This is a genomic window from Prescottella soli (assembly GCF_040024445.1).
Taxonomy (GTDB): domain Bacteria; phylum Actinomycetota; class Actinomycetes; order Mycobacteriales; family Mycobacteriaceae; genus Prescottella; species Prescottella soli.
In genome coordinates this window covers 5,114,661-5,129,846 of sequence record NZ_CP157276.1, presented here as the reverse complement: position 1 = coordinate 5,129,846, position 15,186 = coordinate 5,114,661, and the positions used below count along the sequence as shown (strand labels likewise).

At 69.9% G+C, this 15,186-nt stretch carries 15 protein-coding genes; 9 read left to right on the top strand and 6 right to left on the bottom strand.

Annotated features, from left to right (window positions below; genetic code table 11):
* Positions 1-4: 4 nt before the first annotated feature.
* The 3 genes from ABI214_RS23850 to hrcA all read right to left on the bottom strand — a co-directional run bounded on the left by ABI214_RS23850 (position 5) and on the right by hrcA (position 3,088).
* Positions 5-766, bottom strand: a complete 762-nt coding sequence (locus ABI214_RS23850) for a 16S rRNA (uracil(1498)-N(3))-methyltransferase (RefSeq protein ID WP_348604897.1) — start codon at positions 764-766, stop codon at positions 5-7.
* Positions 767-784: 18 nt separating this feature from the next.
* Positions 785-1,936, bottom strand: a complete 1,152-nt coding sequence (gene dnaJ, locus ABI214_RS23845) for a molecular chaperone DnaJ (RefSeq protein ID WP_348604896.1) — start codon at positions 1,934-1,936, stop codon at positions 785-787.
* 108 nt (positions 1,937-2,044) lie between these two features.
* Entirely contained in the window at positions 2,045-3,088 is a 1,044-nt protein-coding gene (gene hrcA / locus ABI214_RS23840; RefSeq protein ID WP_348604895.1) for a heat-inducible transcriptional repressor HrcA, read from the bottom strand.
* Between the two features lie 234 nt (positions 3,089-3,322).
* On the opposite strand from hrcA, the gene ABI214_RS23835 reads away from it, so the two are divergent.
* Complete coding sequence (locus ABI214_RS23835) at positions 3,323-3,643, top strand: type II toxin-antitoxin system VapB family antitoxin (RefSeq protein ID WP_348604894.1); 321 nt, start codon at positions 3,323-3,325, stop codon at positions 3,641-3,643.
* Positions 3,644-3,665: 22 nt separating this feature from the next.
* On the opposite strand, the gene hemW is transcribed toward ABI214_RS23835, so the two are convergent.
* The gene (hemW, locus tag ABI214_RS23830; protein ID WP_348604893.1) at positions 3,666-4,865 is read right to left on the bottom strand and encodes a radical SAM family heme chaperone HemW; all 1,200 of its coding nucleotides are present in this window, start codon (positions 4,863-4,865) and stop codon (positions 3,666-3,668) included.
* A 382-nt stretch (positions 4,866-5,247) separates the two neighbouring features.
* Here hemW and ABI214_RS23825 point away from each other — a divergent pair, with 382 nt between their 5' ends.
* The 5 genes from ABI214_RS23825 to ABI214_RS23805 are packed head-to-tail and all read left to right on the top strand — an operon-like array spanning position 5,248 to position 10,657.
* Positions 5,248-6,957, top strand: coding sequence for a nitrite/sulfite reductase (locus ABI214_RS23825; RefSeq protein ID WP_348604892.1), 1,710 nt, complete (start codon positions 5,248-5,250; stop codon positions 6,955-6,957).
* On the top strand, positions 6,954-7,667 hold the full coding sequence (locus tag ABI214_RS23820) for a phosphoadenylyl-sulfate reductase (protein WP_348604891.1): 714 nt from the start codon (positions 6,954-6,956) through the stop codon (positions 7,665-7,667). The genes ABI214_RS23825 and ABI214_RS23820 overlap by 4 nt, the downstream gene beginning before the upstream one ends.
* Entirely contained in the window at positions 7,664-8,599 is a 936-nt protein-coding gene (gene cysD / locus ABI214_RS23815; protein WP_348604890.1) for a sulfate adenylyltransferase subunit CysD, read from the top strand. Before ABI214_RS23820 ends, cysD begins: the two co-directional genes overlap by 4 nt.
* A 2-nt stretch (positions 8,600-8,601) precedes the next feature.
* A complete protein-coding gene (locus tag ABI214_RS23810; protein ID WP_348604889.1) occupies positions 8,602-9,897 on the top strand; it encodes a sulfate adenylyltransferase subunit 1 in 1,296 nt (431 codons plus the stop codon).
* Positions 9,884-10,657: a sirohydrochlorin chelatase gene (locus ABI214_RS23805; RefSeq protein ID WP_348604888.1), complete on the top strand. Its 774-nt coding sequence runs from the start codon at positions 9,884-9,886 to the stop codon at positions 10,655-10,657. Before ABI214_RS23810 ends, ABI214_RS23805 begins: the two co-directional genes overlap by 14 nt.
* A gap of 10 nt (positions 10,658-10,667) precedes the next feature.
* Here the strand turns inward: ABI214_RS23805 and ABI214_RS23800 are convergent, their stop codons facing one another.
* On the bottom strand, positions 10,668-11,663 hold the full coding sequence (locus ABI214_RS23800) for a diaminopimelate dehydrogenase (protein ID WP_348604887.1): 996 nt from the start codon (positions 11,661-11,663) through the stop codon (positions 10,668-10,670).
* Between the two features lie 199 nt (positions 11,664-11,862).
* Here ABI214_RS23800 and ABI214_RS23795 point away from each other — a divergent pair, with 199 nt between their 5' ends.
* Complete coding sequence (locus ABI214_RS23795; protein WP_348604886.1) at positions 11,863-12,639, top strand: pentapeptide repeat-containing protein; 777 nt, start codon at positions 11,863-11,865, stop codon at positions 12,637-12,639.
* A 4-nt stretch (positions 12,640-12,643) separates the two neighbouring features.
* Here ABI214_RS23795 and ABI214_RS23790 read toward each other — a convergent pair whose 3' ends face one another.
* Entirely contained in the window at positions 12,644-13,210 is a 567-nt protein-coding gene (locus ABI214_RS23790) for an MmcQ/YjbR family DNA-binding protein (protein ID WP_348604885.1), read from the bottom strand.
* Between the two features lie 116 nt (positions 13,211-13,326).
* On the opposite strand from ABI214_RS23790, the gene ABI214_RS23785 reads away from it, so the two are divergent.
* Both ABI214_RS23785 and ABI214_RS23780 read left to right on the top strand, forming a co-directional pair.
* Positions 13,327-13,842: a flavin reductase family protein gene (locus ABI214_RS23785; RefSeq protein ID WP_348604884.1), complete on the top strand. Its 516-nt coding sequence runs from the start codon at positions 13,327-13,329 to the stop codon at positions 13,840-13,842.
* Positions 13,843-13,908: 66 nt separating this feature from the next.
* Entirely contained in the window at positions 13,909-15,183 is a 1,275-nt protein-coding gene (locus tag ABI214_RS23780) for a serine hydrolase domain-containing protein (RefSeq protein WP_348604883.1), read from the top strand.
* The last annotated feature ends 3 nt before the right edge of the window (positions 15,184-15,186 follow it).

Sequence of the window (15,186 nt, the reverse complement as noted above, 5' to 3'; positions counted from 1 at the left end):
TGGGTCAGTCGAGGGGGGCCGCGGACCACCGGTCGGTGAGCACCCCGATCGCGCCGAGCGCCACCGCGGCCGCGGTCGACGTCCGGAGCACGGTCGGCCCCAGCAGCACCGCGGTCGCGCCCGCATCGGTGAGGGCCGTGACCTCCTCGTCGGACAGTCCGCCCTCGGGGCCGACCACCAGCACCACCTCGTCGAGGTCGCGCAGCGGCAGCGACGCCAGCGGAGCCTGCGCCGACTCGTGCAGCACGGCCACGACACCGCCGCGACCGACGACGGCACGAACCAGGTCGAGCACCTGCGGGGTGTGGTGCAGGTCCGCGACGTCGGGCACGAACGAGCGCCGCGACTGCTTGGCCGCCGCGACCGCCGCGTTGCGCCAGCGCGCGACGCCCTTCTGCGTCTTGGTGCCCTCCCACCGCGCCACGCACCGCGCCGACTGCCACGGCACCACCGCGTCGACGCCGGCTTCCGTCGCGAGTTCGACGGCCAACTCGCTCCGCTCGGCCTTGGGCAGCGCCTGCACCAGCGTCACCGAAGGCGTCGGGGGCTGCTGGTCGCGGCGAGCCGTGACCTCGAGGTCGAGCCGGTCCTTGGCGGCCGCGGTCACCGTCGCGTCCGCAATGCCGCCGCGGCCGTCCGCGAGCAGCAGGCGCTCACCCGGCTTGATGCGGCGCACCGTCGCGGCGTGCCGGCCCTCGGGTCCGTCGAGGACGGCGGGCTGCCCGACGTCGGGCAGCGGATCCAGATAGAAGACCGTCGCGGCCATCAGTGCGCCCGGCGCCCGTCAGCGTCCGCTGAACGCGTCACGCAGCCGGGAGAACAGGCCCCCGCTGTTCTGCGAACCGGTCGACACGACCTCGGCGTGATCGCGGTCGCGATGGTTCTTGAACTCCTGCAGCAGCTTGCTCTGCTTGCCGTCGAGTCGGGTCGGGATGACCACCTCGAGGTGCGCGTGCACGTCGCCGCGGACGTTCGACCGCAGCTTCGGCATGCCGTGTCCGCGCAGCACCGACACCGAGCCGGGCTGGGTGCCCGGGTCGACCGTGATCTCGGTGGGCCCGTCGATGATCGTGTCGAGCGTGACGGTGGTGCCGAGCGCGGCGTCGACCATCGGCACCCGGATCGTGCAGTGCAGGTCGTCCCCGTCGCGGACGAAGACGTCGTGCGGCTGCTCCATGATCTCGACGTACAGGTCGCCGGGGTGGCCGCCGCCCGGACCGACCTCGCCCTGGGAGGCCAGCCGGATGCGCATGCCGTTGCTCACACCGGCGGGCACCTTGACGTTGATGTCGCGGCGGGCGCGCACGCGGCCGTCGCCGCCGCACTTGTGGCAGGGATCGGGGATGGTCTCTCCGGCACCGCGGCACGTCGGACACGGGCGCGACGTCATGACCTGACCGAGGAACGAGCGCTGCACCGACTGCACCTCGCCGGCGCCGCCACACGTCTCGCACCGCATCGGCTTGGAGTCGCCGTTGGTGCCCGCTCCGGCACAGCCGTCGCACAGGATCGCGGTGTCCACGGTGATGGTCTTGGTGACGCCGGTCGCGCACTCCTCGAGCGTGAGCTTGGTGCGCAGCAGCGAGTCGGCACCCGGCTGGACGCGGCCCCTGGGCCCGCGCGCACCGCCGCCACCGCCGCCAAAGAACGCCTCGAAGACGTCACCGAGGCCGCCGAACCCGGCGCCCGCGAAGCCGCCGCCGGCGCCGCCGCCACCGGACTCCATCGGATCGCCACCGAGATCGACGATGCGCCGCTTCTCCGGATCCGACAGCACCTCGTACGCGGTGGAGACCTCCCGGAAACGCGCCTGCGCGGACTCGTCCGGGTTGACGTCCGGGTGCAGCTCCCGGGCCAGCTTGCGGTAGGCCCGCTTGATCTCCTGATCGGTCGCCTTCGGCCCGACGCCGAGTGTGCCGTAGTAATCCCGTGCCACTTTGGGTATCTCGTCCTTCTCTACTTCGTTCGCACCACGCGGTGAACCGCTCCGACGCCGCAGCGGCCGGGTCGAACGCCCTGTCCGGCGCGGTCGCCCCGCCACACGCTATCGCTCGGCGAGTACCTCGCCGATGTACCTGGCAACTGCAGCCACCGAGGCAATTGTTCCCGGATAGTCCATCCGGGTGGGCCCGAGGACCCCCACACCACCGAACACCGTCCCGGAGGCGCCGTAGCCGGTGGAGATCACCGACGTGCCCCGCATCTCCTCGACCTGCGTCTCCTCGCCGATCCGGACGGTGACCCGACCGGCGTCCTGTGTCGCGGCCAGCAGCTTGAGGACCACCACCTGCTCCTCGAGCGCCTCGAGAACCGAGCGTAGCGAGCCGGGCAGCCCGGCCTGGGTCGTGAAGTCGGCCGCGTTGCGGGTCAGGTTCGCGGTGCCACCCAGGACGAGTCGATCCTCGGGGTGCTCGACGAGCGTCTCGACCAGCACCGTCGCCGAACGGACGACGGCGTCGCGGATACTCTCCGGCGCGTCCTCCGCGAGCTCGGAGACCGCGATCGACGCCGCGGCCAGGCGCTTGCCCTCGAGCGCGCCGCCCAGCAGGGCGCGCAGCCGCGAGAGGTCGTCGTCGTCGATGACGTCACCGAGTTCGACGATGCGCTGGTCGACCCGCCCCGAGTCGGTGATCAGAACCAGCAGCAGGCGGGCCGGCGTGAGCGCCACCACCTCGAGGTGGCGCACCGACGACGCCGACAACGTCGGGTACTGCACGATGGCGACCTGCCGGGTCAGTTGAGCCAGGAGCCGGACACCGCGACGCAGCACGTCGTCCAGGTCCACCCCGGACTCGAGGAACTCGAGGATCGCGCGGCGCTCGGCGGACGAGAGCGGTTTGACGTCGGCGATGCGGTCGACGAACTGGCGGTAGCCCTTGTCCGTGGGGACCCGCCCCGAACTGGTGTGCGGCTGGGCGATGTAGCCCTCGGCCTCGAGGACGGCCATGTCGTTGCGGATGGTCGCGCTGGAGACGCCGAGGTTGTGGCGCTCGACCAGCGCCTTCGACCCGATCGGCTCCTGGGTGGCGACATAGTCGGCGACGATTGCGCGGAGTACCTCGAACCGTCGTTCCTCCGTACTCGACACCGCTGTCCACCTCCACTTCGCCACGAGACCGGGATTCCTCGCTGTCACCCCCGGGACGAGCGCACCGAGAACGGCGCCCACCTCGGTACCCAGTCTAATGGCCGGTCCTGTTGCCAACTGCGCAGGCCGCGCCAGGCATTCGGGGCGAGCCGGGCAGGCCGGTCAGGCCGTAGGGTTGTCGCCGGGTCGGCGCGCGGGTCCGACCACCGACGAGGAACACAGGCGGAACACAGGATGATCTTCAAAGGTGTCCGGGACGGCAAGCCGTACCCGGATCACGGATTGACACTGCGGGACTGGTCCCAGATCCCCCCGCGCCAGGTGCGCCTGGACGAGATCGTGACCACCACGAGGGTCCTCGAACTCGATCGCCTACTGGACGAGGACTCCACCTTCTACGGCGACCTGTTCCCGCACGCGGTGCTGTGGCACGGCGTGATCTACCTCGAGGACGGCGTGCACCATGCGGTGCGGTCGGCGCTGCGCAACCGGGTAGTCCTGCACGCGCGCGTCTTCGACTACGACGCGGCCGAAGCGGTCGACCCCACCGACTGACGCCGGGCAGCGTCAAGCAGCATCAGTCCAGGATGTCCCGGACGACGGCGTCGGCGAGCAGGCGCCCGCGATCGGTCAGCACGAGGTGGTCGGCCTCGACCACCGCGAGACCGTCGTCGACGACGCGCTGAGCTGCGGCGCGCTCACCGTCCCCCAGGTCCGCCAGCGGCAGACCGGTCCGCAACCGGACCGTCAGCATCACCCGCTCGACGTGGACGTCCTCGGCCGTGAGCGTCTCGGACCCGCCAACGGGAAGCTCACCGGCGGACAGTCGGTCCGCGTAGCGTGCCGGGTGCTTGACGTTCCACCACCGCACCCCGCCGACGTGGCTGTGCGCGCCCGGCCCGGCGCCCCACCAGTCGCCGCCGTCCCAGTACCCGAGGTTGTGCCGGCAGCGGGCGTCGTCGTCCGCGGCCCAGTTCGACACCTCGTACCAGTGCAGCCCGGCGTCCGCCAGGCGCGCGTCGATGCGCTCGTAGCGGGACGCGAGGACGTCGTCGTCGGGTGCGGGCAGTTCGCCGCGGCGCACCTTGCGGGCCAGCGCGGTGCCGTCCTCCACGATCAGCGCGTACGCCGAGACGTGGTCGACGCCGGCGTTCAGCACCGCGTCGAGGGACTGGTCCAGATCGGCGTCGGTCTCGCCGGGGGTGCCGTAGATGAGGTCGAGGTTGACGTGATCGAATCCGGCCGCGCGCGCCTCCCGGGCCGCCGCGACGGCCCGGCCGGGGGTGTGGGTCCGATCGAGCACCTTCAGTACGTGCTCGGCGGCGGACTGCATGCCCAGCGAGATCCGCGTGAACCCCGCCTCCCGCAGCGTCGCGAAGAACTCCGGCGACGTGGACTCCGGGTTCGACTCCGTCGTGACCTCGGCACCGTCGGCGAGACCGAAGCTCGACTGCACCGCGCCGATGACCTCCGCGAGCCCCTTCCCGCCGAGCAGCGACGGCGTGCCGCCCCCGACGAAGACGGTGTCGACCGCCGGCGCACCGGTGATCTCGGCGGCCGCCGCCAACTCCCGCTTCAGCGCCTCGAGCCACGACTGCGGCGACGCGGACGTCCCGAGTTCACCGGCCGTGTAGGTGTTGAAGTCGCAGTAGCCGCAGCGCGTCGCGCAGAACGGGACATGGACGTAGACCCCGAACGGCCGCGTCCCCACCCCTTCGAGGGCCGACGCGGGAAGCTCCAGGCGTGTCGATTCGATGTCGACAACAGATCCACTCACCACTCCAGTGTCCCAGCGACCGCGTTTCGCGCCACGTACCCCCGCCCGATCAGGAGATTTCCCGAGAATTTTCGGGAAATATCTCCCCACTGGTCGGCAGCCGGGAAATCCCATGGCAGAATGGCGGCCATGACTGATCGCGGGGTACGACTGGTGGCGCGACGCCACGTCGACCTCAAGCGTGTCTGTAGCTGTTGTTGTCTGCCCTGCGGCGTGTAGCGGCCAGCGTTTCCCTGCCCTGAAGCAGCGGCGCTCGCCTGCGTTCGTCTCCCCCCGTTAGGCCCGTAATCCGGCCGGCCGAGGACGACCCCGCGAGGAAACAGCCCTCCTCTCCCTGTCTTCGACCGGTGCACCGTGAGATTCACGAAATTCAGGAGCACCCATGACGTCGACCACCGACGCCGAATCTGCTGTGAGCCCGCCGGCGCGCACCGCGCGGCCCAAGAAGCGTGTCTCCGAGGGCCAGTGGGCCCTCGGCTACCGCGAGCCGCTCAACGCGAACGAGCAGATCAAGAAGGACGACAACCCACTCAACGTCCGCGCGCGCATCGAGAACATCTACTCGAAGCAGGGCTTCGACAGCATCGACAAGGCCGACCTGCGCGGTCGTATGCGCTGGTGGGGCCTGTACACGCAGCGTGAAGAGGGCTACGACGGCACGTACACCGGCGACGAGAACATCGACCTGCTCGAGGCCAAGTACTTCATGATGCGGGTGCGCTGCGACGCGGGCGCCCTCACCGCCGAGCAGTTGCGCACGGTCGGCGAACTGTCGACCGAGTTCGGTCGTGACACCGCCGACCTCTCGGACCGCGAGAACGTCCAGTACCACTGGATCGAGATCGAGAACGTTCCCGAGATCTGGCAGCGACTCGAGGCCGTCGGCCTCAAGACCACCGAGGCGTGCGGCGACTGCCCGCGTGTGGTGCTCGGTTCCCCGCTGGCCGGGGAGTCGTTCGACGAGGTCCTCGACCCGACGCCGGCGATCGACGAGATCGTCCGCCGCTACATCGGCGATCCGGAGTACTCGAACCTGCCCCGCAAGTTCAAGACCGCGATCTCGGGTCAGCAGGATGTGGTGCACGAGATCAACGACGTCGCGTTCGTCGGCGTGAACCATCCCGAGCACGGCCCGGGCCTGGACCTGTGGGTCGGCGGCGGCCTGTCGACGAATCCGATGCTGGCGCAGCGCGTCGGCGTGTGGGTGCCGCTCGACGAGGTCCCGGACGTGTGGGAGGCCGTGGTCTCGATCTTCCGCGACTACGGCTACCGCCGCCTGCGCGCGAAGGCGCGGCTGAAGTTCCTGATCAAGGACTGGGGCATCGAAAAGTTCCGGGAAGTCCTCGAGACGGAGTACCTGAAGCGGCCCCTCATCGACGGTCCCGCGCCGGAGAAGCCCGAGCGCCCGATCGACCACATCGGTGTCCAGAAGCTGCGCAACGGCCTGAACGCAATCGGGTTCTCCCCCATCGCGGGTCGCGTGTCCGGCACCATCCTGTCCAAGGTCGCGGATGCGGCCGAGGCGGTCGGCTCCGACCGCATCCGCTTCACGCCGTACCAGAAGCTGATCGTGCTCGACGTGCCCGACGAGAAGGTCGAGGAGCTGATCGCCGAACTGCAGCCGCTGGGCCTGCACGCACGGCCGTCGCACTGGCGCCGGAACCTGCTGGCCTGCAGCGGTATCGAGTTCTGCAAGCTGTCGTTCGTGGAGACCCGCAAGCGCTCGCAGGTGCTCGCACCGGAGCTCGAGGAGCGGCTCGCGGACATCAACGCGCAGCTCGACGTCCCGATCACCATCAACATCAACGGCTGCCCCAACTCGTGCGGCCGGTCCCAGATCGCGGACATCGGCTTCAAGGGCCAGTTGGTGGACGACGGCGAGGGCAACCAGGTCGAGGGCTTCCAGGTGCACCTGGGCGGCAGCCTCGGTCTCGACAGCGCGTTCGGCCGGAAGCTGCGTCAGCACAAGGTGACCAGCGACGAGCTCGGCGACTACATCGACCGAGTGGTGCGGAACTTCGTGAAGCACCGCAATGAGGGTGAACGTTTTGCACAGTGGGCAGTTCGAGCAGACGAGGGGGATTTGCGGTGACGGTTGATCTGACGACGGCGACCGAGGACGATCTGCGGGCGATCGCAGCGCAGGGTGCGGCGGACCTCGACGGAGCGTCGGCCCGAGAGTTGCTGCAGTGGACCGAGGACACCTTCGGCTCCGATTACATCGTGGCGTCGAACATGCAGGACGGCGTCCTGGTTCACCTTGCCGCGCAGGTGCATCCGGGTGTGGACGTCCTGTTTCTCGAGACGGGCTACCACTTCCCCGAGACGATCGGCACCCGCGACGCGGTCGAGCAGGTGTACGGCGTCAACGTCATCAACGCGCAGGCCGAGGCCTCCGTCGCCGAGCAGGATGCCGCCGAGGGCAAGGACCTGTTCGCCCGCGAGCCCAACCGCTGCTGCGCGCTGCGCAAGGTGGCGCCGCTGAAGGCGACGCTGAAGAACTACCGGGCGTGGGTCACCGGCATCCGCCGGGTCGAGGCCCCCACCCGGGCGAACGCACCGCTCATCTCGTTCGACGACGCGTTCGGACTGGTGAAGATCAACCCCATCGCCGCGTGGTCGGACGACGACATGCAGGCGTACATCGACGAGCACTCGATCCTGGTCAATCCGCTCGTCGACGAGGGATATCCGTCCATCGGGTGCGCTCCGTGCACCGCCAAACCTCTCCCCGGCGCCGATCCGCGTAGCGGTCGGTGGGCCGGTTCGGCCAAGACAGAATGCGGGTTGCACGCCTCATGACAATCGACATTTCCGAGCCGCGGCTTCAGCTGGACGGCAACAAGTTCGACACCCTCGACGCTCTCGAGTCCGAGGCCATCCACATCTTCCGTGAGGTGGCCGGCGAGTTCGAGAGACCCGTGATCCTGTTCTCGGGCGGCAAGGACTCGACGGTGCTGCTGCACCTCGCGATCAAGGCCTTCTGGCCGGCGCCGCTGCCGTTCGCGCTGCTGCACGTCGACACCGGCCACAACCTGCAGGAGGTGCTGGACTTCCGCGACCACGTCGTCGCGAAGTACAACCTGCGCCTGCACGTGGCCAAGGTCGAGGACTACCTCGCCGACGGCCGCCTCACCGAGCGCCCCGACGGCATCCGGAACCCCCTGCAGACTGTGCCACTGCTCGACGCGATCGCCGAGAACCGCTTCGACGCCGTGTTCGGCGGTGCCCGACGCGACGAGGAGCGGGCCCGCGCCAAGGAGCGGATCTTCTCCCTCCGCAACGCCTTCGGGCAGTGGGACCCGAAGAAGCAGCGCCCCGAGCTGTGGAACCTGTACAACGGCCGGCACTCCCCCGGCGAGCAGGTCCGCGTGTTCCCGCTCAGCAACTTCACCGAGCTCGACATCTGGCGCTACATCGCCCGTGACAACGTCGAACTGGCGAGCATCTACTACGCCCACCAGCGCCCGGTCTACCAGCGCGACGGCATGTGGATGACGCCCGGCGTGTGGGGTGGCCCGGCCGAGGGCGAGGAGTTGCAGACGCTGTCGGTGCGCTACCGCACCGTCGGCGACGGCTCCACCACCGGAGCGGTCCTGTCCGACGCCGCCGACAACGAGGCGATCCTCGCCGAGGTCGCGGCATCACGACTCACCGAGCGCGGCGCCACCCGCGGCGACGACCGAGTTTCCGAAGCGGCCATGGAAGACCGCAAGCGAGAGGGCTACTTCTGATCATGAGCGACCTCCTGAGGCTCGCCACCGCGGGCAGCGTCGACGACGGCAAGTCCACCCTCGTGGGCCGGCTGCTGTACGACACCAAATCCGTTCTGGCCGATCAGATCGACGCCGTCACCCGCGCGTCGGTCGACAAGGGCCTGTCCACCCCCGACCTGTCGCTGCTCGTCGACGGCCTGCGCGCCGAACGCGAGCAGGGCATCACGATCGACGTCGCGTACCGCTACTTCGCGACCCCGCGCCGCTCGTTCGTGCTCGCCGACACCCCGGGACACGTGCAGTACACCCGCAACACCGTCTCGGGTGCCTCCACCGCGCAGCTGGTGATCCTGCTGGTCGATGCCCGCAAGGGCGTCATCTCGCAGACCCGCAAGCACGCCGCCGTACTGGCACTGCTCGGGGTGCCGCGACTGGTGCTGGCGGTCAACAAGATCGACCTCGTCGAGGATCCAGCACAGGTGTTCGCCGACATCACGGCGGAGTTCCGGTCGTTGACCGGATCGCTCGGCTGGGACGACGCCGACGTCCACGCCATCCCGGTGTCCGCGCTGCACGGCGACAACGTCGCGGTGGCGTCGGAGAACACGCCGTACTACGACGGCCCGACGCTGATCGAGCACCTCGAGTCGGTGCCGGTGGACAGCGACAACGAGGGCAGGCACGCGGTGGGCCTGCGCTTCCCGGTGCAGTACGTCATCCGCCCGCGCACCGCGGAGTTCCCCGACTACCGCGGCTACGCGGGTCAGGTCGCGGCCGGATCGGTCGTCCCCGGCGACGAGGTGGTGATCCTGCCATCCGGCACGCGGACGACGGTGGCCCGCATCGACACCGCCGACGGCGAACTCGACGTCGCCCACGCGGGCCGCAGCGTCACGCTGGTCCTCACCGACGACGTCGACGTGTCCCGCGGCGACACCATCGCCGCACCGTCGCATGCCCCCGAGCCGATCGACGAGTTCGACGCCACGGTGTGCTGGCTGGCCGAGAAGCCGCTGCGTCCGGGCGCGCGCCTGCTGCTCAAGCACGGCACCCGCACCACGCAGGCGATCGTCGGCGCGCTCGTCGAGCGCCTCGACGAGCAGGAACTGACGTCCGAGCTGTCCCCGGAGACGCTCGAGCTCAACGAGATCGGCAAGATCTCGGTGCGCGTCGCGGAGCCGATCGTCGCCGACGACTACACCGTCAACCGACACACCGGCAGCTTCCTGCTGATCGACCCGGCCGGCGGCAACACGCTCGCGGCCGGGCTCGTCGGCGACGCGATCGCGGCCGTCGAACTCGGTGAGCGGGTCTGAGACCGTGACGCCGCCGCTGATCGCCGTCGCCCACGGCAGCCGTGACCCCCGATCCGCTCGGGTGGTCACGGCTGCCGTGGCGGCGATCCGCGCGCGGCGACCGGACCTCGACGTCCGGCTGTGCTTCCTGGACCTGAACGCGCCGTCGGTGGACCAGGTCGTCGACGCTGTTGCCGCGGAGGGCCATTCCACGGCAATCGTGGTCCCACTGCTACTCGGCAGCGCCTTTCACGCGCGTGTGGATCTGCCGGGCATTCTCTCCGGCGCCCGTGCGCGGCATCCTCGGCTGACGCTCATCCAGTCGGACGTGCTGGGCCACGACCACCGGCTGGTCGGCGCTGTACGGGACCGGATCGTGGCGAGCGGCGTCGACACCGACGACAGCCGCACCGGTGTCGTCCTCGCGGCCGTCGGCTCGTCGGACCCACGGGCGAATGATCGCACCCGCGCCCTCGCGCCCGTACTCGCCGCGGGCACCCGCTGGGCCGGAACCGTCGTCTGCTTCGCCACGTCCGCCGAACCGACCGTCGCACAGGCGGTCTCACTGCTGCGCTCGCGAGGGGTCGAGCGCATCGTGATCGCCCCCTGGTTTCTCGCTCCCGGACGTCTGACCGACCGACTGGGCACGGCCGCGCTCGAGGCGGCCCCCGACGCGATCCTCGCCGACACCATCGGCGCACACAGCAGCCTCGTCGACGTCACACTCGACCGGTACCGGACCGCTCTGCCCGCCATCGCGCGGGCAGAGCGGTCCGCCTGACCCGTCCGCGTTACAGCAGTTCAGCGCGCAACTGGTCCGGCGACTTCGGCGACAACAGACCAGGAGGGACGTCGTAGACGGTGTGAGCGCCGATCCGGCCGTCGGCATTCAACCGGTACACCGCCCGCGCGTACGCCACCAGGACGCTCGCGGTGAACTCGGGATTGCTGCCCAACGCGAGGCTGTACTCGACGGTCTGCACGTTCCCGGTACCGGTGGACCCACTGCGGATCACGAAGCCGCCGTGCGGCATTCCCCCATGATCGCGCGCGAGAGTGTCCGCGTCGACGAAGTGGACGACCGTGTCGTACTGGTCGAAGTAGTCGGGCATCGTAACGATCGCCTCACGGACCACGTCGGCGTCGGCGCCTGCGCCTGCGTCGAGGACGACGAAGCACTCGCGGGTGTGCTTCTCACGGGTCGTCAATTCGGGCCGGCTGCCGCCACGCACCTTCGCCATCGCCACCTCCGACGGCAGCGTGTACTGCACGGCGGCCGCGACACCGGGCACCCGGCGCACCGCATCGGAGTGGCCCTGGCTGACACCACGCCCCCAGAAGGTGTAGGTCTCCCCCACGGGCAGGATCGCCTCACCGTAGACACGGTTGATCGAGAACAACCCCGGGTCCCAGCCGGTCGAGATCAGCGCCGTGCGGCCGGCGTTGCGTGCCGGGGCATCCACGGCGGCGAAGTATTCGGGGATGCGGGCATGCGTATCGAAGCTGTCCACAGTGTTGAATCGCGCCGCCAACTCCGGGCCCTGCTGCGGCAGATCCGACTTCGAACCACCGCACAGGATCAACACGTCGATCTCGTGCTCGTACCCGGCGAGTGCATCCCAACCGAACACCGCCGTGTCCGGCCGCTGTGGCATGAGCGCCGCCGGGTCGCGTCGGGTGAACACCCCCACCAACGTCATGTCCGCGCTCGCCGCGACCGCGGACTCCACTCCTCGACCCAGATTGCCGTATCCGGCGATGCCGATACGGATCCGACCGCTTACCACTACGCCTCCTAGCAGGGCAGACGTCCGTCGGCTGCCCAACCGCCCACCGTACCTGGACCGTGACGCCGTTGATCGCTGTCGCTCGCGACGACCTGACCACGACGCCGCTCCCGACGTCGTGCTCGACCGGTACCGCGCGGCGCTCGACACGGCGTCGAGGTGGAGGCTCTCCGCCTGACCCGGTCCCTATAGTGGGCGCGTGACGAAGGGAAGGCCCGCCGCGGAAAGCGCGGTGTCGCTGCGACGCAGGTGGAGTCCGGACGACGTGGCCGACGTCCGCCGACAGATCGTCGAACAGTCCCGGTTCGTCGGGCGCACTCACGAGGTCACGTCCCCGCAGGGCGTCACCGCGGACGGTGCGGTCGATCTTCGTGGCGTGGAGACCGCTCGAGGGCACGCACTCTCGGTCAAGTACCTGGCGCTGGAGCGGCTCGACCTGAGCCATGCACGGGGTTCGCTGCACATCTTCGAGACCGAGGTGACGGACAGCCGCTTCGACAAGATCTCCGCGGCGGACAGCGTGCTCGACCGCCTCTTCGTGCGGTGCACCTTTCGCACGGCACGCCTCACCGGGGCGCGGATCGGCCGTCGGCTCGTCGACTGCGACTTCACGGGCGCGTCGCTGCGCAGGATCACCCTCGGCGAGAACACCGTGTTCGAGCGGTGCGTGTTCGACGGGGCGGACCTCACCGACGCGAAGCTCACCGGCGCCCGGTTCGTGGCCTGCACATTCGCCGACGTCCGGTTCTCGGCACTCACGACGTTCGACCGGTGCGACTTCGGGGGCGCGCTGCCCGACCTCGGACCCGCTCGGCAGACCCGGTGCACCCGCGACGGGGTTCTCCTGCCCGACGGCTGGCCGGGCCGGGCGGACGCCGAGGCGCTCGAGCGCGACTACGTCGACCGCTACGTCCGCGCGGTGCGCGAAGGGAACGCGGAGACGATGCCGCTGGAACCCGGGTCACCGCCGCACTGACGCCTCACCCGGCGGAGGACGGATCGATGCTCTCGTCGCGGAACGTCGACCCGCGCTCCCCGAGCACCCCCGCGAGCACCCGGATCGCCTTGGGCCCCACACCGTGGAGCGCGAGCAGTTCCTTCCGGGAATGCCGCGCCACGGCCTCGAGCGTCATGATTCCGGCCTGCTGCAGCGCCCGGGTCGCGGGCCGGCCTATCGCCGTCGACAACTCCCTCACGCCGAGTTCCGCAGTCTCTGCCGCCGGCGTCTCGGCGACGAGCCGCTGCGGCGCCTGGGACAGCCACGCCCGCCGGACGAGGTCGTTCAGCCGGCGGGCGTCGACATCGGCGAGCGGGAGGCGGACCCCGATCGTCCGCTCCTGCCGGGTGATCGGCTCGGCGGCCGGGTTGCAAGCGCGGATCTCGGCGACCGCGTCCTCGGGCAACCACAGTTGCACGGCCCCACCGTCCCGCGTGACCGACGCGAAGACACGTCCGCGCACCCGGTACGCCTCGAGCCCGAAGTGGGTGCCGCTGGTGACGTCCGGCAACGACGTGGCGATGTTGCGGAGCTGGCGGAGCGTCGTCATGCACGAGATCGTAGGGTCACCCGAGCGTGGCGTCGAGCACATCCGCTTTACCTCGAGCTAACTCGAGGTTCTAGCGTCGGATCTGTCACCCCGCAGACACGACGAAGGGCCCCGCTTTGACCACCGCGACATCGACGTCCCAGCTCAGCGACGACTTCCGGCGCACCTTCCGCGGGCATCCCGCCGGGGTCACGGTCGTCACTGCGCAGGGCAGCTGCGGCCCGGTCGGCCTGACGTCTTCGTCCGTCGCATCGGTGTCCGCCGATCCCGCGATCCTCGGCTTTTCGCTGCAGTCGGTCCGCGGGTCCGCCGCCGAAATAGCGCAGGCCCGGAGCCTGCTGATCCACCTGCTCACGGCCGAGAACGTGGAACTGGCCCGCCAGTTCGCGACACCAGGCCGGCCGCGATTCGGTTCGGAGACTGCCTGGTCACCCCTCGCGACCGGCGAACCCCTCCTGCACGGGACCGGTGCGGTCCTGCGCTGCACACCGCTGTCGACGACGGCGGCGGGATCTGCGCTCGTCATCGTCGCGGCGGTCCAGCGGATCCTCGAACCGGAATCCCTCGCCGCTCCCCTGGTCTACAGCGACCGCGAATACCACTGTGTGAACTCCTGGACCGCCCTCCGCTGAACGTTCGTTCGTTCGGGTTGCCGACTACCCTGCGAAAGCGATTGCCGCAGAGATATTCTCGTGGCCATGCCGCCCACTGATCGGCGCACGCGCCGACGATTCGGAGTCGCCGCCCTCACGGTCGCTGCTGCAGCGACGCTCACGTTCGGCGCCACCGCCACACCCGCCGTCGCCGATGCCTTCCCGGTCACCAATCCCTTCTCGACGCCCGGCCCCTCGTCGGAGGCTCTGGCCGTGACCCTGACCGCGCAGCGCATCATGGCGCATTCGGGCCCGGGTGTCGCGATCGCGATCGTCAAGTCCGATCCCGCGGACCCCGCACGGCCCGTCACCACCGCCTACTACTTCGGCTCCGCCGACAAGGCCGCCGGAACGCCGGTGGCACCGCAGACCCAGTTCGAGATCGCCTCGGAGACCAAGACGTTCACCGCGGCGCTGCTGGCCAAACGCATCGCCGACGGCCAGTCGCAGCTGAGCGACCTCGCGCAGGACTACGCCCACGGGGTGACGCTGCCGACAGAGGCAGGCGCGGCGATCACGCTCGGCGACCTCGTCACCCACCGGTCCGGCCTGACCGACGATCCGCCCAATCTCGACAAGCCCTGCGAGGGCCGGATCATGTGCAATCCGAAGGCCCTCTACGACAGGGACTTCCTGTGGCAGGGGCTCGAGGCGCCGGGCGCGCTGCACACCGCTCCCGGCACCTCCTGGCTGTACTCGGACTTCGGGTTCGGCACGCTCGGCACGCTGATGGCGGACGCCTTCGGACCGGGACGGGACCAGCCGCCGTTCGGTCCCGTGGTCCAGCGTGAGCTGACCGGTCCACTCGGGATGACCGCGACCACCCTCGAATCCCGCGCCGCGAATCTCGCTCAGCCGTACGCGGACGGCCACCCCACCGACCTGTGGGACAACACGGCCGCGCTCGCCGGCGGCGGCGGACTCGTCAGCACGGTGTCGGACATGGCCACGTGGGCGGCCGCCACACTCGGCTACGGCGACAACCCGCTCGTGCCGGTGCTGCAGTCGATGATCACCGCGATACCCGGACCGTCGAATCCCGTGCAGAAGGATATGCAGATGGGCATGGGGTGGCAGCTGTACCCGTCATCCGGCATCACCCCCGCACACGCGTTCAAGAACGGCGGCGCGGCCGGTTCGACCAGCGCCACCTACCTGGTACCCGCGCGGGGATGGGCGGTGACTGTGCTCAACAACGGCCACAACATGGATCTGGTCACCGCGGCCACCAAGGATCTCATGAGCACACTCGCCCCGAACACCTCCGAGACGGCGACCGGCAGCAGCGGCTCGCTGCCGTGGGGTTCGTCGGGCTCCTGACCC

Excerpts from the sequence above, each read along its gene's own strand:
- ABI214_RS23850 (WP_348604897.1), bottom strand. The coding sequence starts at position 766 with ATGGCCGCGACGGTCTTCTATCTGGATCCGCTGCCCGACGTCGGGCAG.
- ABI214_RS23835 (WP_348604894.1), top strand. The coding sequence starts at position 3,323 with ATGATCTTCAAAGGTGTCCGGGACGGCAAGCCGTACCCGGATCACGGA.
- ABI214_RS23825 (WP_348604892.1), top strand. The coding sequence starts at position 5,248 with ATGACGTCGACCACCGACGCCGAATCTGCTGTGAGCCCGCCGGCGCGC.
- cysD (WP_348604890.1), top strand. The coding sequence starts at position 7,664 with ATGACAATCGACATTTCCGAGCCGCGGCTTCAGCTGGACGGCAACAAG.
- ABI214_RS23810 (WP_348604889.1), top strand. The coding sequence starts at position 8,602 with ATGAGCGACCTCCTGAGGCTCGCCACCGCGGGCAGCGTCGACGACGGC.
- ABI214_RS23790 (WP_348604885.1), bottom strand. The coding sequence starts at position 13,210 with ATGACGACGCTCCGCCAGCTCCGCAACATCGCCACGTCGTTGCCGGAC.
- ABI214_RS23780 (WP_348604883.1), top strand. The coding sequence starts at position 13,909 with ATGCCGCCCACTGATCGGCGCACGCGCCGACGATTCGGAGTCGCCGCC.